General features: G+C 42.3%; 24 protein-coding genes. 4 read left to right on the top strand and 20 right to left on the bottom strand.

The window, feature by feature from the left end:
* Positions 1–58: 58 nt before the first annotated feature.
* Both B0E43_RS26430 and ispG read left to right on the top strand, forming a co-directional pair.
* Positions 59–763, top strand: a complete 705-nt coding sequence (locus B0E43_RS26430) for an SDR family oxidoreductase (RefSeq protein ID WP_077347353.1) — start codon at positions 59–61, stop codon at positions 761–763.
* Between the two features lie 3 nt (positions 764–766).
* Complete coding sequence (ispG, locus tag B0E43_RS26425; RefSeq protein ID WP_077347351.1) at positions 767–2,749, top strand: (E)-4-hydroxy-3-methylbut-2-enyl-diphosphate synthase; 1,983 nt, start codon at positions 767–769, stop codon at positions 2,747–2,749.
* Between the two features lie 63 nt (positions 2,750–2,812).
* On the opposite strand, the gene B0E43_RS26420 is transcribed toward ispG, so the two are convergent.
* Positions 2,813–3,235 carry a 3-hydroxyacyl-ACP dehydratase FabZ family protein gene (locus B0E43_RS26420; RefSeq protein ID WP_077347349.1) on the bottom strand — a complete coding sequence of 141 codons (423 nt, stop codon included), beginning with the start codon at positions 3,233–3,235 and terminating at the stop codon, positions 2,813–2,815.
* A gap of 183 nt (positions 3,236–3,418) precedes the next feature.
* Here B0E43_RS26420 and B0E43_RS26415 point away from each other — a divergent pair, with 183 nt between their 5' ends.
* Positions 3,419–3,613 (top strand): DUF6728 family protein, encoded by a 195-nt coding sequence (locus B0E43_RS26415; RefSeq protein ID WP_077347415.1) that lies wholly within the window; start codon positions 3,419–3,421, stop codon positions 3,611–3,613.
* A gap of 306 nt (positions 3,614–3,919) precedes the next feature.
* Here B0E43_RS26415 and B0E43_RS26410 read toward each other — a convergent pair whose 3' ends face one another.
* The 3 genes from B0E43_RS26410 to B0E43_RS26400 all read right to left on the bottom strand — a co-directional run bounded on the left by B0E43_RS26410 (position 3,920) and on the right by B0E43_RS26400 (position 5,770).
* The gene (locus B0E43_RS26410) at positions 3,920–4,135 is read right to left on the bottom strand and encodes a helix-turn-helix transcriptional regulator (RefSeq protein WP_077347347.1); all 216 of its coding nucleotides are present in this window, start codon (positions 4,133–4,135) and stop codon (positions 3,920–3,922) included.
* A gap of 1 nt (position 4,136) precedes the next feature.
* A complete protein-coding gene (locus B0E43_RS26405; protein WP_077347345.1) occupies positions 4,137–4,679 on the bottom strand; it encodes a DUF2975 domain-containing protein in 543 nt (180 codons plus the stop codon).
* Positions 4,680–4,885: 206 nt separating this feature from the next.
* Positions 4,886–5,770 carry a sterol desaturase family protein gene (locus B0E43_RS26400; protein WP_077347413.1) on the bottom strand — a complete coding sequence of 295 codons (885 nt, stop codon included), beginning with the start codon at positions 5,768–5,770 and terminating at the stop codon, positions 4,886–4,888.
* 49 nt (positions 5,771–5,819) lie between these two features.
* Between B0E43_RS26400 and B0E43_RS26395 the strand changes: the two genes are divergently transcribed.
* Positions 5,820–6,905, top strand: a complete 1,086-nt coding sequence (locus B0E43_RS26395) for an amidohydrolase family protein (RefSeq protein WP_077347343.1) — start codon at positions 5,820–5,822, stop codon at positions 6,903–6,905.
* A 310-nt stretch (positions 6,906–7,215) separates the two neighbouring features.
* On the opposite strand, the gene B0E43_RS26390 is transcribed toward B0E43_RS26395, so the two are convergent.
* From B0E43_RS26390 to B0E43_RS26315, 16 genes are all read right to left on the bottom strand, one after another.
* Positions 7,216–7,785, bottom strand: a complete 570-nt coding sequence (locus tag B0E43_RS26390) for a hypothetical protein (protein ID WP_077347341.1) — start codon at positions 7,783–7,785, stop codon at positions 7,216–7,218.
* A 142-nt stretch (positions 7,786–7,927) separates the two neighbouring features.
* Positions 7,928–8,551, bottom strand: a complete 624-nt coding sequence (locus B0E43_RS26385) for a hypothetical protein (protein WP_077347339.1) — start codon at positions 8,549–8,551, stop codon at positions 7,928–7,930.
* Positions 8,552–8,777: 226 nt separating this feature from the next.
* Complete coding sequence (locus B0E43_RS26380; protein WP_254423363.1) at positions 8,778–10,034, bottom strand: LVIVD repeat-containing protein; 1,257 nt, start codon at positions 10,032–10,034, stop codon at positions 8,778–8,780.
* Between the two features lie 235 nt (positions 10,035–10,269).
* Positions 10,270–10,608 (bottom strand): n-acetylglutamate synthase, encoded by a 339-nt coding sequence (locus tag B0E43_RS26375; RefSeq protein ID WP_077347337.1) that lies wholly within the window; start codon positions 10,606–10,608, stop codon positions 10,270–10,272.
* Between the two features lie 220 nt (positions 10,609–10,828).
* Positions 10,829–11,449 (bottom strand): hypothetical protein, encoded by a 621-nt coding sequence (locus B0E43_RS26370; protein ID WP_077347335.1) that lies wholly within the window; start codon positions 11,447–11,449, stop codon positions 10,829–10,831.
* 22 nt (positions 11,450–11,471) lie between these two features.
* Positions 11,472–11,864: a GreA/GreB family elongation factor gene (locus tag B0E43_RS26365; protein ID WP_077347333.1), complete on the bottom strand. Its 393-nt coding sequence runs from the start codon at positions 11,862–11,864 to the stop codon at positions 11,472–11,474.
* A gap of 434 nt (positions 11,865–12,298) precedes the next feature.
* Entirely contained in the window at positions 12,299–12,880 is a 582-nt protein-coding gene (locus B0E43_RS26360; protein ID WP_077347331.1) for a hypothetical protein, read from the bottom strand.
* Between the two features lie 192 nt (positions 12,881–13,072).
* Positions 13,073–13,375 carry a helix-turn-helix domain-containing protein gene (locus B0E43_RS26355; RefSeq protein WP_077347329.1) on the bottom strand — a complete coding sequence of 101 codons (303 nt, stop codon included), beginning with the start codon at positions 13,373–13,375 and terminating at the stop codon, positions 13,073–13,075.
* 2 nt (positions 13,376–13,377) lie between these two features.
* The gene (locus B0E43_RS26350) at positions 13,378–13,719 is read right to left on the bottom strand and encodes a type II toxin-antitoxin system RelE/ParE family toxin (RefSeq protein WP_077347327.1); all 342 of its coding nucleotides are present in this window, start codon (positions 13,717–13,719) and stop codon (positions 13,378–13,380) included.
* A gap of 195 nt (positions 13,720–13,914) precedes the next feature.
* On the bottom strand, positions 13,915–14,946 hold the full coding sequence (locus B0E43_RS26345) for a YncE family protein (RefSeq protein ID WP_077347325.1): 1,032 nt from the start codon (positions 14,944–14,946) through the stop codon (positions 13,915–13,917).
* 308 nt (positions 14,947–15,254) lie between these two features.
* Positions 15,255–15,746: a type VI secretion system tube protein TssD gene (tssD, locus tag B0E43_RS26340; RefSeq protein WP_077347323.1), complete on the bottom strand. Its 492-nt coding sequence runs from the start codon at positions 15,744–15,746 to the stop codon at positions 15,255–15,257.
* A gap of 285 nt (positions 15,747–16,031) precedes the next feature.
* Positions 16,032–17,318 (bottom strand): metallophosphoesterase, encoded by a 1,287-nt coding sequence (locus B0E43_RS26335; protein ID WP_077347321.1) that lies wholly within the window; start codon positions 17,316–17,318, stop codon positions 16,032–16,034.
* 315 nt (positions 17,319–17,633) lie between these two features.
* The gene (locus B0E43_RS26330) at positions 17,634–18,014 is read right to left on the bottom strand and encodes a PH domain-containing protein (protein WP_077347319.1); all 381 of its coding nucleotides are present in this window, start codon (positions 18,012–18,014) and stop codon (positions 17,634–17,636) included.
* Positions 18,015–18,292: 278 nt separating this feature from the next.
* On the bottom strand, positions 18,293–18,880 hold the full coding sequence (locus tag B0E43_RS26325; protein ID WP_077347317.1) for a hypothetical protein: 588 nt from the start codon (positions 18,878–18,880) through the stop codon (positions 18,293–18,295).
* Between the two features lie 134 nt (positions 18,881–19,014).
* On the bottom strand, positions 19,015–21,318 hold the full coding sequence (locus B0E43_RS26320; protein ID WP_077347315.1) for a DEAD/DEAH box helicase: 2,304 nt from the start codon (positions 21,316–21,318) through the stop codon (positions 19,015–19,017).
* On the bottom strand, positions 21,315–21,998 hold the full coding sequence (locus B0E43_RS26315; protein ID WP_077347313.1) for a hypothetical protein: 684 nt from the start codon (positions 21,996–21,998) through the stop codon (positions 21,315–21,317). Before B0E43_RS26315 ends, B0E43_RS26320 begins: the two co-directional genes overlap by 4 nt.
* Positions 21,999–22,279 lie beyond the last annotated feature (281 nt).

Raw genomic sequence — 22,279 nt, 5'->3', positions numbered from 1 at the left:
AAATGTAACTTTGCTCGCTGTAGATAGTTGTCATACTAACTATTAAACTACTAATCAAATGAGTAAAAGTATCCTCGTCACAGGAGGCACAAAAGGTATCGGCAGGGCGATTATTGAGCGTTTTGCCAAAGAAGGTTTCGACATCTTTACCTGTGCCCGAAATGAAAAGGACCTTGTCTCATTGAAAACCCACCTGGAGGAAAACCATCCGGGAATCAATGTACTGGCCTTGGTCGCTGACCTTTCCAAAAAAGAGGAAGTTTTGCGGTTTTCTGAAGCGGTAAAAGCGATCGGAATTCCGGACGTATTGATTAACAACACCGGGATTTTCCTGCCAGGAGCTTTGCACAGCGAACCCGAAGGGAATTTTGAGTATATCATGCATACCAATCTTTTCTCTGCGTATTACCTCAGCAGGGCATTTATTAAAGAAATGATCTCTCGGAAATCAGGGCATATTTTCAGTATGGGTTCGATTGCCGGGCTGACTGCCTATCCCAACGGAGGTAGCTATGCCGTGTCAAAATGGGCCATGCTGGGAATGACCAAATGCCTTCGGGAGGAACTGAAATCTCATCAAATCAAAGTTACCTCCATTTTGCCAGGGGCAACTTATACTGAAAGCTGGGCAGGTGCAGGCCTTCCCGAGGAGCGGTTTGTCCGTGTTGCGGATGTGGCCGAGAGCGTGTGGGGCGCTTACAACCTTTCCCCACAAACTGTTGTTGAAGAAGTAATTATCCGCCCCCAACTTGGAGATATATAAGCTATGGAGTCACTGATCAAATCCCTCGATTCCCTGTATTGCGATAGCCTCACGAGCTATTCCCGGAGAAAAACCATCCCGGTGAAAGTTGGGGATGTCCTCATAGGGGGAGACAATCCCATCGTGGTGCAGTCCATGACAACTGTGGATACCATGGATACCAAAGGCTCCGTGGAGCAAAGTATCCGGATGATAGAATCGGGTTGCGAACTGGTACGAATCACCGCTCCCAGCATCAAGGAGGCCGAAAATCTCAGAAATATTAAGGCTGAGCTGCGCAAAAGAGGGTATAAAACCCCGCTCGTGGCAGACATTCATTTCACCCCGAATGCTGCCGAACTAGCTGCCAAGATCGTAGAAAAAGTCCGCATCAATCCGGGAAACTACGCCGATAAAAAGAAATTTGAGGTCATCGACTATACCGATGCCAGCTATGCCGAGGAGTTGGATCGGATTCGTGAGCGGTTTTTGCCTTTGGTGAAAATCTGCAAGGAAAACGGTACAGCCATGCGAATCGGTACCAATCATGGTTCGCTTTCAGATAGAATCATGAGCCGATATGGCGATACTCCGCTGGGAATGATGGAGTCTGCCTTGGAATTTTTGCGAATCTGCGAAGACGAAAACTACTTCGATATCGTGATTTCCATGAAGTCCTCCAACACCCAGGTGATGGTGCAGGCTTACCGACTATTGGTGCAAAAGCTGAATCAGGGCGGATTCAAACCCTATCCGCTTCACTTGGGAGTAACCGAGGCCGGAGAAGCCGAAGATGGCCGGATCAAATCCGCGGTGGGAATCGGAACCCTCTTGGAAGATGGACTCGGTGATACAGTTCGAGTCTCTTTGACAGAAGATCCGGAGTTTGAAGCTCCTGTAGCCAAAGCCTTGATCGGCCGCTACACCGGAAGGTCAAGTCATGCTCCAATTACCGAAATCCAGCATTATCCAATTACTCCATTCGAATACAACAAGCGGCATGTTGCTGAGATTTACAATTTTGGCGGTCACAACGTGCCTCGCGTGATCACTGATATTTCGAAAATCGAAAAAGTCACCGACAGGGAAATGAAGGTCGTCGGCCATTTCTACTTACCAGAACTTGATAAGTGGAAGATGAACGATCAGGGTTGCGATTTTGTCTATTCGGGTTCCAACCCGATTCCATTCATGCTGCCAAACGGGATGAAAGAAATCCAGGATCTTGCTTTTTGGAAATTGGCTCCCGATCAGGTGAATAAGTTTCCGCTTTTCACTTTAAATGAATTTAAGCAAGCAGATCTTCATCATTCTGAACTGAATTTCCTGGAGATTTTCGATGAAGAAATCGAAGCAGCTATTCCCCAGGTCTCAATTAGAAAAGACACGATTCTGATTCTGAAAACCGACAATACCCATTCCCTTCCGGCTTTGAGGCGTGCTTTTGTCAGTCTGCTGGAGGCGAAATCTGATGTGCCGGTTGTGGTGAAAGTAAGCTATCCCGATCAATCGGCTGACCTGACGACGCTTTATGCTGCCACGGACGTCGGGGGATTATTGATTGACGGATTGGGGGACGGGATTTTGATTTCTTTGGAAAAAGAAGGCGAGCATACCCGTCAGGAAGTCCTTGATCAAGTTAAGCTGCACAATTCGGTGAGCTTTGGTGTGCTTCAGGCTGCCAGAACCCGCATGTCGAAAACAGAATACATCTCCTGTCCTTCCTGTGGGCGAACCCTGTTTGATCTACAGGAAACTACGGCTATGATCCGCAAGCGAACCGATCACCTCAAGGGTGTGAAGATCGGAATCATGGGTTGCATCGTCAACGGGCCGGGTGAAATGGCAGATGCGGATTATGGCTATGTAGGTTCTGGAAAAGGAAAAATCACCCTTTACAAAGGCAAGGAAGTAATGAAAAAATCCGTTTCTTCCGAAAAGGCCGTGGATGAATTGATCAATATCATCAAAGAGGATGGGATGTGGAACGAGCCGGAGACGATTTGATTTCTAGATTCAAGATTTTAGACACAAGAATCAAGATCTGGTTTGGATAAGGTGAGGGAAAAATCATCTCACTTTTACACTCATCCATGAGGCTTCCATCAGTTTAGATTCACCCATCATTGCTGTGCCTGATTGCTTGATAATGCTGCTGCTGATCCTCTGATTTTTAATCAAATACTTTATTTGTTTTCCATAGAGACCTCCTGCAAAAAACTGGACATTTTCTATACTTGTCAAAGCAAATATTCCTTCTGCTTTACCCAGAAGTTTGATTCCTGCACCACCACATTGAGCCATGGATTCGACCAGTATCATTCCAGGTATAAATCCTGATTCAGGAAAACTGCCTTTTAACCACTCATCTTTTTTCGAGAAAATCTTTGTTCCAATAATCTCCTCGTCGGTTGATGACAAGATTTTATCAACAAATAGAAATGGATTTCTATGGGGCAGTAATTCAGAAATTTCAGATTGTTGGATATTCATAACCCAATTCAAGAATATTTTAATGTGGATATATCTGAATATAGCATATTTCGCCTTTAACCCAAGCAACCAAATTGCCGAAGTCTTTTACAAGATCATTGTTAAGAGAGAATCGGGACTTAGATGTTTTTCTTGAACCAAATCAATCTTCAACCAGTTGAAACATTATCAAATCCAGCAATCATGTCAGATAAAAATAAAGTCCAGGAATTCTTCAAGTTGGGTGAGGTAGGCAATTACTTTATCCGGGTGTTTCAAAAGCCTGATCCCAATAGGCCGACCAATTTGAACTTAAAGATGATGCATGGAATCAACAGGATTTCCATCATTATGTTCCTCGTAGCAATCATCATTTGGACGATCAAAAGGCTGATGTAATTAGCCTAGAGAACCGGGTTTCTCCAATGAAATTTTCAAAGCTGACTGATTGGTCAGCTTTTCTTTTTTCCAAAAATCCGATGAAAAGGCTCGGTGTTTTGTCGGATAAAATCCTCAGGGAAATTCTCCTCATCGGGTAAACCTACGGGTAGGTTTTCATCATCGGACGGCCAGTAATTGGTTGTCGTAATGTAGCTCCTAGTGAAGAGTATCAAACTATTCGTAACCGAAATGGCCTATGTTCGAGTTGATGGTATTTAGGTAGATGTGAAGCGAACGACTTAACCGATGGAACAAAGTCGCTTCTTAGGGTTTGTTGTCATTTTGATATTCCAAAATATCCCCTGGCTGGCAATCAAGTTCTCGGCAAATAGATTCCAGCGTATTAAATCGAACCCCTTTGGCTTTTCCTGTTTTTAGCAAAGATAAGTTTACAGTTGTTAGACCAACTCGAGCGGAGAGTTCATTTAACGAGATCTTCCTTTTAGACATCATTACATCTAAATTGATAATGATAGCCATACTATATAATTGCTTCGTTTTCAGATTTTATTGCAATTGCCTTGATTGAAAATTGCTTAACTGCCCAGAGGATTATGGCTATCAGCAGATACATGGTTTGTGGTTCTTTAAACGTTACCACGTCAATAAGTAAAAATGTCATTAGGTTTAAAGTACCCCAAATTGATTTGTATTCATCTAATGGGAGAGGGTAAAATTCACTGGAAGCAAGCTTTATGACACCTAGAATGGCTAGAAAAAAACAGGAATGTATCACCCCGTTAAGTACCTTTAAACTGTAATCGTCAAAGTAATTTCTCTGTTTATATCTATCGAATAGACTTAACATGAAATATCCAACAGCAAGAAAAGTGGCATTTGAAAGTATTTGTACGCAAAACCAAATCAGTGGCTGTTGCCCACTCGGCACGTGGTTCTGTGCGGAACTGAGTAAAAAAGCTATCAACCAGCGAACATGATATACTACCGCCAAAGATGAAAAAAGCATGGTGCCCAATATGGCGCACTTAAGGAGGATTATTTTTGAAGGTTTTGTGAGGCCCATCTTTGAAGTTGATTATTGATAAACAAAACTAGCAAATTTAAAATAAAACAAATAATAATTATCGTTTTATTTTAAAAATTTTATCTTTTTTGATGGAAGGTGCCTGATGTGATATCGATTATCCAGCTTTTTAAACAGTTTTTTAATTCCCCACTCCCACAAAAAAATAGTATCACAATTTTGGTTTGAGCCTGATGGGAACTTTTTTATTTTTTTCCAAAAATCCGATGAAAAGGCTCGGTGTTTTGTCGGATAAAATCCTCCGGAAAATTCTCCTCATCGGGTAAACCTACGGGTAGGTTTTCATTATCGGATGGCCAGTAATTGGTTCCAAAGATAAAATCCCAGACACTGAGCGAAATCCCATAATTGAATCCGTTGGGATGACTTTCAGGCAGGTTTCGGGCATGGTGCCAAAGGTGCATCTGCGGTCCGTTAAGAATGTATTTAAAAGGGCCAAGTGGAATTTTTAGGTTCGCGTGACCGAGTTGACCCAATACCAATGTGAAGATATGGACGATGAAAAAGTCCGTGATCCCCACTCCAATCATGGCCAGGGGAATATACTCCAGGGTTCTGTACAAGATATTTTCCATCCAATGGTACCGTAGCAAAGCAGCAAAACCCATTTGTCTGGTGCTGTGGTGCACTTTGTGAAACTCCCACATCCAGTCCACATGGTGATACATCCGGTGGATATTCCACTGCATAAAGTCCCGCACCAAAAAGATCAGAACCAGCTTTGCCCAAAAAGGCCAGGTTTCGATCTCGAAAGCCACCAGATTGGTGATTCCGAACAGCCCCAGGAAATCATTGAACAGCTCTACAGCGACCATGGAGAGCGCATTGTATGCAATGAGTGCAAAAAGGAAGTAATTCCAAAAAAGGTAGAACAGATCCAACCAAAAGTCCTGCCGGATCGCCGGTTGATCCTTTCTCCATGGAAAAACCAGCTCCAAGATCCAAATCACCAGAGACGCACCAACCAGCCAATAGAAGTAATTGTGCCAGCTTGGATTTAGGATTTCATTGATCAGGTAATTGGCATAGCCGTAATAGCCGTCTGAAATAGCCTTGAGGTACTTTTCCATAGTCCAAAGATGAAAAATCATTGTATCTTTTAACAACAAAATAAAGTTCATGATAGATTCGGTTTTTCCTTTTTTCATTGCTGCTTTGGCTCTCCTGATCCAGGAGGAAAAAGTCGATTTTTATTCTTTGGAGGACTTTTCCAATGTAAAAAAGATCGATACCCATACGCATCACAATTCAGAAAGTACCGCATTGACGGAGGCGGCTAAAAGCTCCAATTTCCACCTGCTTACCGTAAGTGTGGATGTTCCAGACTATCCTCCATTAGAAGAGCAAATCCGACTTGCATTGCACCAAAAAGGTCAAAATCCGGATTACATTGACTTTCTTTCCACCATTTCCCTCGAAGGCTGGACTGATCCCAACTGGGCCCAGAATGAAATCGATCGAATCAAAAAGACCTTTGACCAAGGGGCTATTGGGATCAAAATCTGGAAAAACATCGGGATGACGTACAAGGATGAAAATGGAGATTTCATCATGGCAGATCATCCTAGGCTGGAGCCGATATTTCAGTTTGTCCAAGATCAGGGCAAAACGCTGATGGCGCATCTTGGCGAACCCAGAAACTGCTGGCTGCCGCTGGAGGAAATGACCGTAAACAATGACAGGAGCTATTTTTCAAGACATCCTGAGTACCACATGTATCTCCATCCGGAATATCCCAGTTACGAGCAGCAGGTGGAGGCACGGGATAATTTGCTTGCAAAATTCCCCGAAATCCGCTTTGTCGGAGCACATCTGGGAAGTGTGGAATGGAACGTGGACGAACTCGCCAAACGATTGGACCGATTTCCCAACATGGCTGTTGATATGGCCGCCCGAATTGGACACCTCCAGTTTCAAAGTCAAAAGGACCGCGAAAAAGTCAGAAACTTTATGATCAAATACCAAGACCGGATTATCTATGGAACTGACTTGGGGATTTCAGGAAATCCCGATCCGGAAAAATTCAAAACCAACACAATCGCCACCTGGCAAAAGGACTGGAAATATTTGGTCAGTGAGGAATCGATGGAATCGGCGGATGTCAACGGGGCATTCCAAGGCCTGAAACTTCCAAAAGAAGTGGTGGACAAGATCTATTACCACAATGCTGTGAAGTGGTTTGGGCTGAATTTAGACGGATTGTAAATCCTATCATCAAGGTTCGAGATTGCAAATCTCGAACAGGACATTGCCTTTAGCTCAGGGAAATCGCATTTACCATTTTCGATAAAAATGATGTCACCCCTTTGGGGTTACCCTACATAAGAAACCCATTTAAAGCTATAATCCTGTAATCCCTTCGGGATTTAAAAGCCAGTATGGCTGGAATTATAATAGGATCGATTGGCTAAGCATTCATTTAAACCCCGCAAGGGGTGATATAAATTTCAAAAGCGATTTCCCTGTGCCTTAACTTTCAAACCATAAACCAGCAATTGTTTCCAATTTCGGTTGTCTATTTTTTATCAGCAGAAAAACTTGGAACCAATTTGGAGCTTAGAAAGATTATTCCTCGTCGGATAAGCAGGTAGATTGCAGCTCCTATAAGCGCAAGGATGCATCCTACCAGCGTTGGAAGGACGGCTCCAAACGTGTAAGTCATTCCAAAAACAAATCCCAACAAACATTCTGCCCGATAGATTGGGAGAAATAATGCAGCAAGGAGCAATCCCAACAGCATATAACCTGGCAAATCCGAGAAACCAAAAGTGAAAAAGGCAGCGAGAAGAGATCCGAAAATTAAAGCTGCCACAAAGCCGAACCAAGCTTGGTTGAGTTGCTTTGAGGGTTCATGATTTCTTTTGTGATAAACTCTCTTTTGAATTCGATAAGTGAGAAACCAGGTCAGCGATGGAATCAAAAGCGCTCCCCACCAATTGGAAATAAGTGGTAGGCTTTCATCTGCCAGTACATGATGGCTTGGCACGCCACCATTGAAATAATTCCAGGTTAAAAGGGCTGCGATAGCGAGCGTTGCAAATCCAGTAAAATAGAGACGGGTTCTAAAAAATACCTTTTCGGACATAGGTTCTCAATATAGTAGGAATACGAGGTTTATTGAAATCACCTGTTGGAATTTTGGTTAGGCCGGTAAGTTTGAAAATTTCAGGTTTCTCCTAAAAATCAAAAATGACTGTGGATGATTGTGCCGGTTAATATCTGGTTGATCAAAAACTGAAACCCATCCTTAAAACCAAACTCTGAAATAGGTAGTCCGTCTCAGTCATCGAATTATATCCCGGAGGAAGCTGGGAGATGATAATTGGCCTTTGGGTACCAACCTGCTCATAAGAGCCCTGGTAATAGGCAAGTTCCTGTCTTTTGTAGGCGATGGTGACTGTCAGGGCTGTTTTCCCTTTTTTGCCTGGGAAAAAAGCACCGACCGAAGGACTTGCCATGATTCCTCCTTCGTACCAACTCTTACCCCATTCGGATTCTTCTCCCTTTTCCAAAATCGTCGATCCGCCTCCGATGTCAAATCCTCCAATCAACTGTGCTCTGCCATCTTTGCCAAAAAACCCTCTCCAACCCAAGGCGATTGGGATAATGGACAGGTTTTCATAGTGATCAAAACCGAGAGAAAACCCCACTACATGATGTTTGGAAATCCGGGCACCGTGAAATGTCAGCATTGAAAAATTGATCCTTTCTTCTGTGTCTCCGCTCCATTGGCTCTCAACTCTGCCAAACATCGCCCCAAATTCCGTCTGATTGTAATAGACTTTTTCCTGACCATATCCTGTGGAAAGGGTCAAAACAAAAATGCTTAGAAACAAGAAGCTAACTTTCATTTTCTATTTCTGAATAATGCTTTCATTGGAAAGGATAAGGATTTTCTCACAGATGTCACAGATTTTCACAGATGAAATATTTCCGGTGTACACAATTACTGCGACTGGCTACTGCGACTGGCTTCGACTTCCCAACTCTCGTTGGTCAGGTGCTCAGCCTGACACGACTGTCACCCTGAGAGGAGTCGAAGGGTCTAAAAGACTGGAACTGCTCGTTGCCCACTGTTTACTTGATCACCACCGGATTTTTCACATCAATGCAGCTCAGTCTAATAAGCTTGGAGGGTGTGCTGTAGTCAAACTGGCAAACCCCATCCGGGCCGATCACGATCAGGGACTTGGGTCCTGGAATCAGATCAACAGCTTTCATGGATTCCAAAAACTCCATTTGGTTTTGGTCGATTTTCAAGACATCAGTTACCTTGAAGCTTTTCAGTCCATGCTTCCCTTCTGCGACAAAGAGGTTGTCGCCAGCCAGCCCGAGTCCGTGCGGATTGAGCATGGGATAGGACTTCATCATGTAAGGTTTGTAAGGATCTTCGATGTTGATGACCTGAAGTTGGTTGATATTGTTGACGCAGAAGTTACCGCTGCGCAATGTGACAAAGGCAAAATCCTCATTGACCACTACAGGATCGCAGGCTACTATGTGCTCGTACACAGCCATTCTTGTAGGACTACTTGGAGTTGAAGCATCATAGATATGCATGCCACGGTTCGAACCGATAAAGAGTTTGTTCTGAAATGGAAAGATGGTCTCGATGCCCCAACCCAGATCTATCGGCTTGACAAACTTGGGTTCTGCGGCATTTTTTACGTCAAATACCCGCATTGTCGATTCGTCCACGGCATAGAGGTGCTCATTGGCCAGGGTAAATCTCGCCATCGATCCTCCGGTGCCGTAACTCTGGGCCGCTGCAGAATAGTTTGCAGCGAAACTTCGGCTCGCATCCATTGTGAAGAACTCACAGTTTGCACAGCCCCAATAGGCATTTTCGGAAGTAATCACAGTGTCTTTGAAGGTGATGATCTGCCCGGTATCATGGCGGTACATGTGAGTAAAGACGTCCTCAACACGCTTGACAAGCTTGATATTATTAAGGTTGCTGATGTCAAAAGCCAGCAAATCTACATAGTTGTCAGCATAGAGGATATTGCTGTTTACAGCCAAGTCCACATTTCCTTCGATAGGAATAAAGTTCTTGTTGACCGGATTGGAGGGATTGGAATTGTCCAGGATATGGATACCCTTGGTTGGCTCGTTGATGAGCAGGTAGTTTCCGTAGATGTAGATTTTACCGGGACTGTCCAATTCCTGCGGTGGTTCCACTGTTATGGTTCTCGCACGGATATCACTCATTTCCAGATAAACCGGCATCATCGTCCGGTGGGTGTAAGTCGTGGTGATTTCGTCCTGGCAGGAAAGTGTTAGGACCGAGATCATCAAAATCCAAAGCAGCGGGTACAATCTTGAAGTAGTCATAAGCGAAAAGTTTGGTTGAGGAAAAAACCTTGGTTGAAAACCAGACGGGAATAGTTTCTCCAATGCTACATCGATGAAATTTAATTCTGGAAAAAAGGAGAAAAAATCACGAAATGGCAAGACTTTTTAAGGATTCGAAGTAGGAAACACTTTTTTGGGTTTTGATGAATAATTTTTTGGGGAAGAGAAAGACCTTCCAGGTTTTCAAAACCTGGAAGGTCTAATTCCGAACTCTTCAGATTTCCTCCAAAATCGAATTTCCCTTGGATTGATCTCCCGAAGTCCATTGCCAGGTCTCGTGCAGTCTGATTTTCCCGTTGGGAAGCAGTTCGGGTACAGACCGGCAAATTCCGGTCATCAATTCGTTTTGGGAATTGACCTGATGGTAGCGCATTTCAATTTGGCCTTGCTCATCCACCAGTCCGATCAGGTGACCTTTTTTTATTTTTCCACCGGAATAGTCTGAGGTTAAAATAGTCCCTTCCTGCCGGTAATGAAAAATGGTTTCGGCAGATGTTTCCCCGTTTTCGGAGTTTTGGACAGGTCGGAAGGTTTTGTCGTGGTAGTTGATCATTTTAGAGAGAATTGGGTTTTCGGATTATCGTCAACAGTCGACGGACAACAGTCCACAGCTGTTCGGAATGGATTCAAAAATTGGAAATATTTGGTTAGTGTCAAGAAAGTGGGAAATAATAATAGGCTTACCGATTAAGTGATTTTCTAATTCTCCAGCGCAAAATCCGATCATAAAAAAACCTTTGAAAAACAGTGTTTCAAAGGTTCTTTAATTAGGTTCAGTTCAGGTTTTCGGGAGAAAAGGATTTCCGTTCCTGAAGCGTTTTGGAAGCAAACAGGATCGATTGAATCATCAGGCCCAGGACGATGACCAAGCCGATTTCAAACTGGGAACTGAGCGAACCGGAGCTGAAGATCCGCTGGGTTTGTGCCAAAAGGCCCTGTGCTTCCAAGACTTGAATATCCGACAACAGCTGAAGATCCCTTAGGGCTTCCTTTATTTTGGATTGTGCAATTTCAAAACTTTGGGACTGTAAGGCGCGGGTCAAGTCCCAGGTCTGTTTTTCGAAGTGCTCAAAACGTTGGTCTTCTATAGCCGTCAGTTTTGTCTCCAGGTAGAGTAGATTGATTTGCTCTATTTCATCAATTTTCTCGAAGAGTTTTTCTTTTTGTCCGGGCTTCGGGCTTTTCAACAATTCCTCGATTTGATGAAGCTCGTGGGTCAGTCGGAAGAGGTACGTCTCCGCCATAAGCCGGTCTTCGTAGATCGATTCAAAGGCGGTCTTCAGTTGTTTGGAATTTGCCCGCTCTTTCAGGTTGTTGACCAAGACCAAAACCAAAGCCCCCATCAGCAGGATAGAGGTGCCCATTTTGTTGGGAATGCAGTATGTCCATTTCATAGTTTCGGGAATTTTGAAGGAATTAGAGCCGTTCTAGCTGAACGGTATTCACAACTTTCAGAATCTTCAGTTTCTTAGGTCCTCCAGGGAGTACCCATTCTACAAGCATTCCTTCTCTGAATCCAATCAGGGCCACGCCCAGGGGACTCAGAATCGAGATTTTTTGCTGGCTCAGGTCAGCAATTTTGGGCATCACCAGATGGAGTTGGAGCGTTTTGCCTGTTCCCATATCCTTAACTTCGAAATAGGAATTGAGGCGGATAATGTCCTCCCCAAGTTTTTCATCTGCCACACGCAGGGCAGAATTCAGTTCGCGTTGAAGCTGTCCCATTTCCTTGGTTCGCTGGCTTGCCGGCAGATCCTGGATTAGGGAATAGATGGATTTATAATCAGTTTCAGAAATGATCGGTTGCATAATAAGGTATGTAAATAGATTTTCACTTCCAGGGGAAATACAGGAAGTGGATAAATGAATAGAAAAAGACGGGAATTGAGCCCTCCGTTTAAGTACCCAACGGAGGGTTAGCTGATAAAGGCCTTGCTGTGAGATACAAGCATCCCCCAGACTGTCCGGCAGAATCTGCGGTCAGTGACCAAAAAGTCGGAAGGGGTTATGTTGTTGGAGGTAAGCATCGGTAAAACCAAAGTAGGCAATGTAATCTCAAATGCCAAACCTTTGACAAATAGGAAGGGGGAAAGGTTCCATTTTAGTGTTCAGTCTCAGTAGGCCGTGATCAGTCTCAGTGATCTGTGGCAGTCGTTTTGGTAAGTGGGAAAAGGTAAGTCGTGAGAAGTAAGTAGTTGAAATATGTCTGGTAATAACTAAAATACATTGCCTTGTCGGTTTGTCTACCTTTCTTTTCCCAAAAGCTGAAAAGAAATCCAAATAACCGCTGCCAAAAGCAAAAAATCAGTCGCATGGGCAATTTCCACTTTCCGGAGAATCCTGCCTACTGGAAAGGAGATTCCTGAAAAAGAGAGTAAAATGCCAGCTGGCCAAGTGACCTTTTTACGGTAAGCAAGGACGATTCCCAGGATCAACAGGGAAAGCGGGAATGCCGGGCCGCTTTGATACAGGACTAGGTTGAACTGGAGGGGGAAAATTTCGGATGCTTCCACTCCTGCTTTTTCTGAAAGATCAAACGTCTCAATAAACAAGCCTTCCATGGCAAAAGCTGCTCCTCCGAAAGTTCCATAAAGGGCATAAAGCAAGCCCAGTTTGGAGTAAATGGGCATCTGCTCGGCGAGCATTCCAAACAAACCCATCCAACCCAAGGCCCAAAAGACCATGGAGAAAAACATCCAGGTGGCAGAATTGACTGAATAGGTGCCCGCATCTATCCAGAAAAAAGTGGAAAGGGCAAAACAAAGCTGTCCTAGAATCAGGCAGATCAGTTGGAATCGGAGGGGAATTGAGGTGGTTTTGGGCATGAGTTAAGTGCTAAGTTGTTAGCTCATTAGATGCCCAATTGACTGGGGAGGTTACAGAGAGGGATCAGGTTTCAGTGATCAGGGTTCAGCTTGCAGTGTTCAGTCTCAGTTGTTTTGGTAAGTGGTTAATGGTAAGTCGTGAGGGGAGGAGGGGTCAACTTTCAGGGATCAGTCTCAGTGATTAATGTTCTGTTAAGCAAGCTCTACATTGAAATTCACTTTTGCACCTAAAGCCTCAAACACTTTTAGGATTGTCTCAAAGCGAGCATTTTTTACACTGTTTTCTATTTTAGAGATTTGCGCTTTTTGTACCCCAACAAGTTCTCCTAATTGTTCTTGAGTCATATTGCGTTCTTGCCGAGCCTTTTTTATAGCTTGTCCTAACAGGTCAATTCGCAACTCATTCTCGAAAGCGTCACGTTTCTTAGTCCCAGGTTTGCCAATATGCTTGTCAATCATTTTGTCAAGCGGCACTGTTTTGAATTTGTCTGCCATGATTAGGTGTTTTTATGCTCTAAATACTGTTTTCTGATGTCTTCGGCCTTTTTGATTTCCTTTGGTGGAGTCTTCTGGGTCTTTTTCAATATCCCGTGAGTTGCAACGACTAAAGTATCTTTTCCTCCAATTTTGTCCCAAAAGGCAAATAGTCTGTAAGCTTTACCATTGTAGAGAGTTCTGAATTCCCAAATCGAGTCATTTAGTTTCTTGAACAATTCGTTGTCGTCAACGAATTGTGATTTTTTTAAATTGTAATAAATCTTTTCTCTGACTTTGGAGTCAAGATCCTCTAAAAACTTAACAGCTTCTTCAAGTAATTCAATCTCAAAGGAAGGCTTCATCCACAGTTTTTTATCGAAAATAAATATTTCCCAATTAGGAAACAAATGCTTTTACCTTCCCTTTTCGAATGGTCAATAGTTTGGTGTATTTAAGCTTGCCTAAGAACCTCTGATTGCATTAATCTGCCGTAGAGGTTAAGGAGGCTGAGAAAGGCTGCTGTTTTCGATATCTGCTTACTGCAAACCCATTGAAATTTATTTCGCACTAAACCAATCCATCCCATCTGGGTTCTGAAGGTCGGGTATTTCTTTGATCACCGTCATCGTGTTGGTGTCAATCACGACCAGCTTGTTGCCGGCGCTTACCGTATAGTATGCCCGGGGACGAACCGGATCGATGAAGATGCCTTCACCACCGGCACCCACGTCAATTCGTTTCACCTCCTTGCGTGTAGCCACATCCCAGACACGCAGCTCGTTGCCCTGAAGCTCATTCATCAAGACATATTTTCCGTCTTTTGTAAACTTAATGCGGTTGTTCAATCCGCCTTCAAACGAAATGGAGCCAACCAGTTTTTTCTCCCGCACGTTGATGATCGATATTTTTTTCGCATTCATGTGCAGGGTCCAAAACTCCTTCCCGTCGGGTGAAAGCGCCATGCCTTCCATGCGGGTGTCACCGGGAAAAGTAGTGAACGTCAAATTTTTCTGGCCTCTTTCATTGCTTACCCGATCGATAATGGCAATCACTTGGCCATTGCTGCTTGCGGTGAAGATCCGCTGTTCGTCGGGAGTGACGAGGAGTAGGTGCGAACCTCCGGGGAGTCCGATGACCTCGTCAAACTTCTTTGTGACCGGATCATAGCGTGAGATCAAGCGGTTGGTCTCATGGCCCACATAAAGATGACTGCCTGCGAAAGTAATGGCATGCCGGTCTCCAAATGCGCTGATGTCAATGGGCTCCACCCGCTTTTGCGCCATCACATCTACCACTGTGATTCCGGGAAGATTGGATCCGATGTACACATACCGCCCGTCGGTGGCCAGTTCATGAAGATTTCCTCCTGCCGGAATACGCGCCACGATTTCAAGCGTTTCGGGATCGATAATCACCAGGCGGCCCCCAGCTTTCTCTCCCACAAGCAAGGCTTCTCTGGGTGTGGGGCCAAAGCTTACTACAGGTGAATCCGGATCAACTGCCCTGCTTCCTCCTTGGGCAAGTAGGGGTTGTACTTCAAAAAGGAAAAGGCTGATCAGGAGCAGTAAAAGACTACTGGTTTTTTGCATGACAGGATTATTGGAAAGCAGTAGTTAGGAAAACTACCTCCAGGGATTGTCCTGTGCTGTCTTGAGTCTTAGGGAGGAACCAGTGATCAGTTTCAGCTCCAGTGGAGGGAATCAGTGATCAGTCGCAGTGATCAGTCGATTTAGTAAGTGGTAAAAATGTAAGTCGTGAGTGGTGTAGGGTGTGTCAGACTGAGCACCTGAGTAACGTGAGTTACGAAGTCGAAGTCAGTAATAAGTCGCAGTGTTCAGTCTGGTCAAAGGATATTGGGCCAAGTTGCCGTGTGGGCAAATCCCACCCAGCGTCAGTATTACCAGTGATCCTCTGCAGTTTTATTTCCAAGATGCCAGTGGAATTCAATTTTTTCATACACAAAGGATATTTCTTCGGTACGCTCATATCTTGTGAGTTCTGGGTTTTTGTTATTCAGCATGGCACTTTTTATTCCCACCATTCTCGCATTGGTTAAGGTGATGCTGTACGAAAGCACTTCCTTCCCTGCGCCACCAACTGTTCCCAGCTTGTTTTGGCTAAAATTTTTCAGTTCTACCGTGGTAAGTAGTTCATTATCGATTAATGCCTGAAAAAGACTGATGGTGCTCTGGTCAATTTCCTTCCATACAATCAGGGGTTGATGCTGTCGTTTACCTGTAGCCATTCCACTCGACGAATCATAAGGCGACTGAATTTCGTGGTTGTAGGCAATAATTTCTATCCACCCCTCCCGGCCTTTTTGGATACTTCCTCCTTTAAATTGCCCCTGATTTTGCCCTTTTACTACGAGGTAACTGCTAAGTGCCATAAAAAATGAGTTTATTCTATTAAGTTAAAAAAGGTGTCCTCAAAAAAAGCATCCTTTGCAATAATAATTTCTCAAGCTTCTGTTCTCTGTACTTTAGGTCAGGCTGTTTTTGATTATGGGAAGTTTAATGAATCCCTGTCCTAACCATTATTTGACTACTCCGAGAAGGGTAATTAATGGATCAAATGTCTTTGACTCCCCACTTCGGCGGGCAAGCAGCTCAAACCGACACAGGTTGGAGTTTGGTTTAATTTCTTGGACTCTTGAATTCCTGAAAATTTCATGCTACTTCCTCTTCAGCGTCAATACCGTAATCTCCGGCCAGATCCCAACCCGACCAGGGAAGGCCAAAAATCCAAAACCCCGGTTCACATGCAGGTAGCGGCCGAGTTCCTCATACAGTCCTGCCCATTTGGGGTAGCGGAGGGAGACGGGGCTCCATTTGATGAGTCCGGGAATTTCGATCCCAAACTGCATTCCATGGGTATGACCACTGAGCGTAAGATGAATATGGTGAGCAAAGGACTTTACTTCCTCGTCAAAGTGGGAAGGATCGTGGCTCATCAAGATTTTAAAACTCTGAGCACTTAGATTGGCCGCCGCTTTCGCCAAGTCTCCATATTGCGCAAAACCTTTCCCCCAGTTCTCCACCCCGATCAGGTCTATGCTGGCTCTGGCCCCTTCGACTCCGCTCCCTTCGACTCCCTGCCTACCGGACAGGCAGGCGCTCAGGGCAGGCTTTTGGAGTTGGATGCTTTCATTGCGCAGCAGCTTGAAGCCCAGTTCGTCCTGAATCTGAAACAAGCGCTGCAGGTTTGCCGCCTTGGCTTCCTTGCTCGGCCAGTCCATATAGTCGCCGTAGTCATGGTTGCCCAGGATGGAGTACTTGCCCATCGGTGCCTTCAGCTTTTTGAAAGTGTCTATCCAGGGTTCCATTTCCTGGGAGTGGTTGTTTACCAGATCTCCGGTAAAGAGGATGATGTCTGAATTTTGCTGATTGATCAGGTCAATGCCGTACTCCAGCTTCTTTTTATTGTCAAAGCTCCCGGAATGGATATCCGAGATCTGGGTGATGGTAAAGCCGTCAAACTCCTCCGGCAGGTCGTCGAATTCCAGCGTGTGGTTGACTACCCGGTAGCGGTATTTCCCGATCAATACGCCATGCAGAATTCCCAGAAAGGGTATGGCGGAAAGCACCAAGGCAGTTTGGCTTATGAATTTTCTGCGTTCGGGCAAAAAGTCCCCCTCGCGGGTTTCGCTAATGGATTGAAAGATCCCGGTAAAAAAGCGGAAAATATCTTCCCCAAAAAGGAAGGTTAAAATAATCAGTTTGGGAAGGATGGAAAGGACCAAAAGGGAAATAAGCCTACCGAAATTTAAGCCGACGCTGCCTCGGTCAAAGGTCAGGAAGACAAAGACGGTAAACAGGTAGATGGCGATGGAAAAGATCCAATATCCAGCCTTAATCCAGGTTTGGGCCGGAAACAGCGTCTTGAAAGCTTGGTAGGAATACCAGTCAATCAAACCTAAAAAGAGCAGGAAGACGAGAATGCGAAAGAGAATTAGAACCACTGGAGCGGGAGCTTATGAAGAGGGAAACTGAAAGGGTGAATCGGAATTTCGGGCTAAAATATCTGAACGGGAAGGCTGAAAGCAAGTTGGGAATTCTGGAAAAAGTAGGCAGACGCTTTGGGCAGTACACAGATTAATCGTGTCAGGCTGACCCTTCGAACTACCCAACTCTCGTTGGTCAGGTGCTCAGGATGCCAGGATTCGAAGCCGGATTTCAGTGATTAATCTCATGAGGCAGAGAACGGCCGGAGGGAAGAAGTTTACAATAGAACCTTCGGGAAAAATCAGAAAGCTGTTTAGTCGCCAGTAGATAGCCTATTTAGCCACATAGTAGGCGAGGACTTTCTGAACCTGATAGACATTGACTGACTTGGTAAACTGCTTGACGATGCTGGGTTCCTGCTCGGATGAAATCCAGATTTTCAGTTCCGCATCCAGTTCAAAAGTTCCGGCAGTTTCGACACTGAATCGGCTGATACTCTTGTAAGGAATGGATTTGTATTCGGTTTTGGATCCGGTGATTCCCTGTTTATTGACCAGGATCAGGCGTCGGTTGGTAAAGAGAAAGGTGTCACGGATCAGCTTAAAGCCCATTTCTATGTCTTCCCCCTCGATCAAGAGTGGTTCAAAAGTTTTCTTCAATTCCGCGACGTTTACTTCGCCGGCATTTCCGATCAGTGCAGAAAAAAGACCCATGGTTTGTTTGGTTTATGTTTTTAGTAAAATACGCAGGATCAGATAATTGAAGCTGATTTTTTCGGAAAATTAGGGAGAAGGAAAATTGCCAATTTGCAATTGGATTATATCCTTGGAATCTCTTTTCATAAACTGAGGCAAATTTCAAATTTGCTAGAATATGAAGGTGTAGTTACAAACTACACCTAGTCCTAACTATATTCCTTCTACTCCCAGAGGGGAGTGGAATTGCAAATCCCACCCAGTCCGAGGTATAGATTACGCCGAGAAGGGTATAGTTAAAACTTGTCTTCGTCATTATTGTCTATAAATCGCAACGCATCAACTGGTACTTTATGAATATAACCGCTTTCGTTTTCAACTAACGCAACTGTTTTGCTAATCCAACCTCTATTTCCACCTGTCAAAAATGGGTCGTCTGCAAATGTGTGAAAATAGCCGTCATAACCATCTATGTCAGCAACATCAAATTTGTGTCTTGAAACACGAACTTTTCTTAATTCAGCTCTCATTGATTTGTTTAAAATTAAAGTGTGGTTTACGGACTCAACAATTTGAGATTTTGGGAAAGTCCAGTCAGGATATTTTGCACTTAGAGCTTTAAAAACCTCATTGGGAATTCTTGTCCCACTAAAACCATCGTGTCCTCGACCACTTTTGTTAATAGAAAATATTTCGTTTTCTTTTTTGTAAACGTGAATGTGATACTCTCCTGTTGGATTATGAGGTTGGTGTTTTATTACTGAATATTGTCCAACAAGTTTGGTCCCTTTGTGTTTGGCTTCCAGCAAAAGCTCCTCACTTGATCCTTCCAAGTCGTGAATGATAAAGTAATAATTGTCTATTTTATCAATTTCAATTTTCATAGTCTGTCAATTAATTACGCCCAATGGTTTCGGGATATGCGTTAGGGCAGAGAGCTAAGCTGCAATGTTCGAGCAAAAGTATTCTAAAGGAGAATTACGAAATGGTAAGGATAGGGGAGATATTGTCAGTATATTTAACTTAAAAATCTCAATACTGAAAATTTGTTTATTTCAGGAACACGATTTATTGATTCTTTAAATACAATCGCTTCTGATGTTATTGACTCAATATGATTATCAAGAAGTTCAATGTCTTCGAACGACAATCCGTATCTGAGCATCCATATATGTCTTTCATTTTCGGTACCGAACTTTATAAATTTGGCTAATGATAAAGATTCTGGATTATTAGTCTTCTCATAATATTTATATAAAGCAGTATAAAAGACATCGCTAAGCTTGAATCCGATAAGTTTGTCGATATAGTCATAAGTGTCATACATTATAAAGTCGTAATCTACATCTTTTGCCTTTACTCCGTTTAAATAACTATATACATTTATTTTCTTATCGGGAAGATCTTTAAATTCCGTATAAAATGATGCTTCTATGTGGTCTGTACTTCTACCAGCCCGTTCCAAAGTTAATCGTTCTCTTGATTTACTTGCATAAGAATAGCGATACCAGCATATATTTTTAAAAGTTCTTCCGTAAACTCTCCACAATATTATTTTTATTGCCGTATTAAATACATTTTGTTCTCCTCTTTCTAACGCTCTTCCTAAATATACCGAATAAAGATTCTGAAATCTTGTATATAAATCTAATCTATTAGCTGAGTCGCTATTAATTTCATCAAGCGGAATTAAAGTGCCACGAATAAAAATTGCCTTAAGAATTCCTTCTATTACTTCATCTATTTCAATAGATGTGAGTTTGGCAATGTCTTTCTCTGTCAAATTGAACTCATCAGAAAAGGTGTCGTTTAAAATAGCTTCTTTAAAATCATTATAATCGTCATCATGTTGCTCATTTTTTTCCAAAGCTGACACATTATCAAGTTCTTCATCTTGATTTATAATATTTCTGAGGACAGTCATCCGACTTGGATTACTGACGATAACGTAACCGAAATCAAATTTAGATTCAAGAGTTGATCGCCCAGCTCTTCCAATAAGGTTTTTGACAGATAATGGCTTACTTCCTTCCAGCCTGTCTAGGAATACAACGTCAAATGGCATGTTAATGCCTTGCTCTAGGGTTGATGTTGCAAAGCAAATACGACACAATCCTTCCTTTGTAAATTCTTCAATTATAACCCTTGTTTGTAATGGCAAAGATCCATGATGTATTACAATTCCTCTTTTTAATAGCGATAGCATTTGTGAGAAATGATTCTTATTTGCAATCGTATCACCTCCAGTAAACTCCTTTAATTGTTCAATGTATGACTCAATTCTGTCATTATTAATTTCGTTACATAGATCAATATATTTACTAAAATCGTTTAAAAAGGACTTATTGTATATTTTTGACTTCGAAACATACAATAAAACACTACCACCTTCCTTAATGGTTTTTTCAATAGGGTCAAATTCACATTTTTGTTTTTTTGTACCCATGATGGTCTTGTCTATCCCAAAGTGAAAGAAATTCCAGTCATCATCAGTTGTGAGAAATAATTGACCAACATTTTTTTGTGTATATTGAATTGAGTTTGCAGTTTCTTTATTGAAATGGTTCTTTTCAATTTGTGATTCTGGATTCTTGACAAATGGATGAGCAAAAACAAATTTTGAGCTGGGATAGGCTTTATAACATCGTCTAACGATACTATCAAAATAGAGACCTCTTTTCGAATCTTCGTTGCTTAGTTGAGCTTCATCAAATAAGAACAATTCGACATTGAACTTTTCTTTTTGTTTGAAAAGTTCTCTGCACCGCTCAGGAGTAACAATAAATACATTTCTTTTAGCTCTGAGTGTATTTATGCTATCAATAAAGGTTAAAACGTTTACAGACTTTTCTTGAATGAGGTTATTTAACTTTAGGAAGTATTCATTTATAAGTGCCCTAGAAGGAACCACGACAACAACATCGTTGGATGTACTCAGTATTTGGTTCATGAACACATAGGACTTCCCCGTGCTTGTTGGTGCAGAAAAGCTAAAACAGTTATTGCTATTTATTCCTTTTACAATACTTGCTTGTACAGGTGTGTAATTATGATTGTATACTTCTTTTAGATGTCTTTTATATTGAGTAAAAACGACATCTTTCAAAGAATTTCTTTCTGTATTTTTATAAAAGACTCCCATGAAATTTAAAATGGAGTCTTTGTAGTTTCCAAAGTAATCAGGGTGATAAAGTTGTAAATAAGATAAAACTTCCATGTCGGACACTGAAACTGGTCCCTTTTTATAGAGTTGATCAAGTACATAATTAAATACTATGTTGATATCTTTACCAACAATAATCTGTTTTATTAGATTAGTCATATGTTAACTGCTACACAAATTATTTCATTATAAGACATTAGAGCCTTGTATTCCTCGTTTTCTTGTATGTTCCTGACTAGAAGTTCTGTGTCTGTATTTTTTGATGCAAATGCAGCTACATAACCTTTCTTCTTATTTATTACATTACTCAAGGAAATCTCGCAACAAAACTTATCAATGTCTTGTAAATCTCCAATATCACTCTCTTCACTGATAAATCTTACGATCTGTTTAAAGGCACTACCATAGGCATTTTGAGCGGCAAGATATTTAGCCTCTCCAAATAGTAAGATATTTGATTTATTCTTTGAATAAAAATCAAAACCTGGATTACCGCTTTTCTGTTTTTTGATTAATTCTGCCAGCGGTATGTCTGAATATTTTAACTCATTTATAATCGATAACCGAGCAAGTTCTGAAATAACATATTCACCTGAGTCACTGGTTATTTTATCATCGCTGGATTTGATTATATTTTCACTAATATATTTTACAGTTGCTTCGGCCCTTACTTGAAAACTTCCTCTAACATAATCTTTGTCAAAGGCGTTTATCCAACTTAAATCTGCAAGCGAAGTAAAAACCTCTCTTAATGTTAGTTCAATATCATTTGGATTAATCCGAATAAAGGTAATATGATCCGCAATTTTTAGGTGATCAACTATACTATATCCTGCCATAGATTTATATTCTGTTTAGAGGTGAGGTAGCTACCCTTGTATTTAGCTGGTTTATTCCCTTCATTTTTTGAATGTTATTTGTCAAAATGAGACTATTAAGAGCAAGGCTTAAGGGTTTTACCAATCAAAATTGCTTGCCATCCCTCTGTTCCAAAATCTTTAGTCAAGATAGGTTTCGACTAGCCTTTTACCAAACCATTCTTCTAGTTTTCTGCATTTATTTTAATTTGAGTTTCGTTTGGATTAATTTTCTTTTTGGAAATCTGGAATAATTAGCAGAT

Source organism: Algoriphagus sp. A40, from assembly GCF_002002735.1.
Classification (GTDB): Bacteria; Bacteroidota; Bacteroidia; order Cytophagales; family Cyclobacteriaceae; genus Algoriphagus.
The sequence above is the reverse complement of the archived record's forward strand: the minus strand, read 5'-3'. Positions and strand labels throughout refer to the sequence as shown.

Excerpts from the sequence above, each read along its gene's own strand:
- B0E43_RS26430 (WP_077347353.1), top strand. The coding sequence starts at position 59 with ATGAGTAAAAGTATCCTCGTCACAGGAGGCACAAAAGGTATCGGCAGG.
- ispG (WP_077347351.1), top strand. The coding sequence starts at position 767 with ATGGAGTCACTGATCAAATCCCTCGATTCCCTGTATTGCGATAGCCTC.
- B0E43_RS26420 (WP_077347349.1), bottom strand. The coding sequence starts at position 3,235 with ATGAATATCCAACAATCTGAAATTTCTGAATTACTGCCCCATAGAAAT.
- B0E43_RS26415 (WP_077347415.1), top strand. The coding sequence starts at position 3,419 with ATGTCAGATAAAAATAAAGTCCAGGAATTCTTCAAGTTGGGTGAGGTA.
- B0E43_RS26410 (WP_077347347.1), bottom strand. The coding sequence starts at position 4,135 with ATGGCTATCATTATCAATTTAGATGTAATGATGTCTAAAAGGAAGATC.
- B0E43_RS26405 (WP_077347345.1), bottom strand. The coding sequence starts at position 4,679 with ATGGGCCTCACAAAACCTTCAAAAATAATCCTCCTTAAGTGCGCCATA.
- B0E43_RS26400 (WP_077347413.1), bottom strand. The coding sequence starts at position 5,770 with ATGGAAAAGTACCTCAAGGCTATTTCAGACGGCTATTACGGCTATGCC.
- B0E43_RS26395 (WP_077347343.1), top strand. The coding sequence starts at position 5,820 with ATGATAGATTCGGTTTTTCCTTTTTTCATTGCTGCTTTGGCTCTCCTG.
- B0E43_RS26390 (WP_077347341.1), bottom strand. The coding sequence starts at position 7,785 with ATGTCCGAAAAGGTATTTTTTAGAACCCGTCTCTATTTTACTGGATTT.
- B0E43_RS26385 (WP_077347339.1), bottom strand. The coding sequence starts at position 8,551 with ATGAAAGTTAGCTTCTTGTTTCTAAGCATTTTTGTTTTGACCCTTTCC.
- B0E43_RS26380 (WP_254423363.1), bottom strand. The coding sequence starts at position 10,034 with ATGACTACTTCAAGATTGTACCCGCTGCTTTGGATTTTGATGATCTCG.
- B0E43_RS26375 (WP_077347337.1), bottom strand. The coding sequence starts at position 10,608 with ATGATCAACTACCACGACAAAACCTTCCGACCTGTCCAAAACTCCGAA.
- B0E43_RS26370 (WP_077347335.1), bottom strand. The coding sequence starts at position 11,449 with ATGAAATGGACATACTGCATTCCCAACAAAATGGGCACCTCTATCCTG.
- B0E43_RS26365 (WP_077347333.1), bottom strand. The coding sequence starts at position 11,864 with ATGCAACCGATCATTTCTGAAACTGATTATAAATCCATCTATTCCCTA.
- B0E43_RS26360 (WP_077347331.1), bottom strand. The coding sequence starts at position 12,880 with ATGCCCAAAACCACCTCAATTCCCCTCCGATTCCAACTGATCTGCCTG.
- B0E43_RS26355 (WP_077347329.1), bottom strand. The coding sequence starts at position 13,375 with ATGGCAGACAAATTCAAAACAGTGCCGCTTGACAAAATGATTGACAAG.
- B0E43_RS26350 (WP_077347327.1), bottom strand. The coding sequence starts at position 13,719 with ATGAAGCCTTCCTTTGAGATTGAATTACTTGAAGAAGCTGTTAAGTTT.
- B0E43_RS26345 (WP_077347325.1), bottom strand. The coding sequence starts at position 14,946 with ATGCAAAAAACCAGTAGTCTTTTACTGCTCCTGATCAGCCTTTTCCTT.
- tssD (WP_077347323.1), bottom strand. The coding sequence starts at position 15,746 with ATGGCACTTAGCAGTTACCTCGTAGTAAAAGGGCAAAATCAGGGGCAA.
- B0E43_RS26330 (WP_077347319.1), bottom strand. The coding sequence starts at position 18,014 with ATGGGTCTTTTTTCTGCACTGATCGGAAATGCCGGCGAAGTAAACGTC.
- B0E43_RS26325 (WP_077347317.1), bottom strand. The coding sequence starts at position 18,880 with ATGAAAATTGAAATTGATAAAATAGACAATTATTACTTTATCATTCAC.
- B0E43_RS26320 (WP_077347315.1), bottom strand. The coding sequence starts at position 21,318 with ATGACTAATCTAATAAAACAGATTATTGTTGGTAAAGATATCAACATA.
- B0E43_RS26315 (WP_077347313.1), bottom strand. The coding sequence starts at position 21,998 with ATGGCAGGATATAGTATAGTTGATCACCTAAAAATTGCGGATCATATT.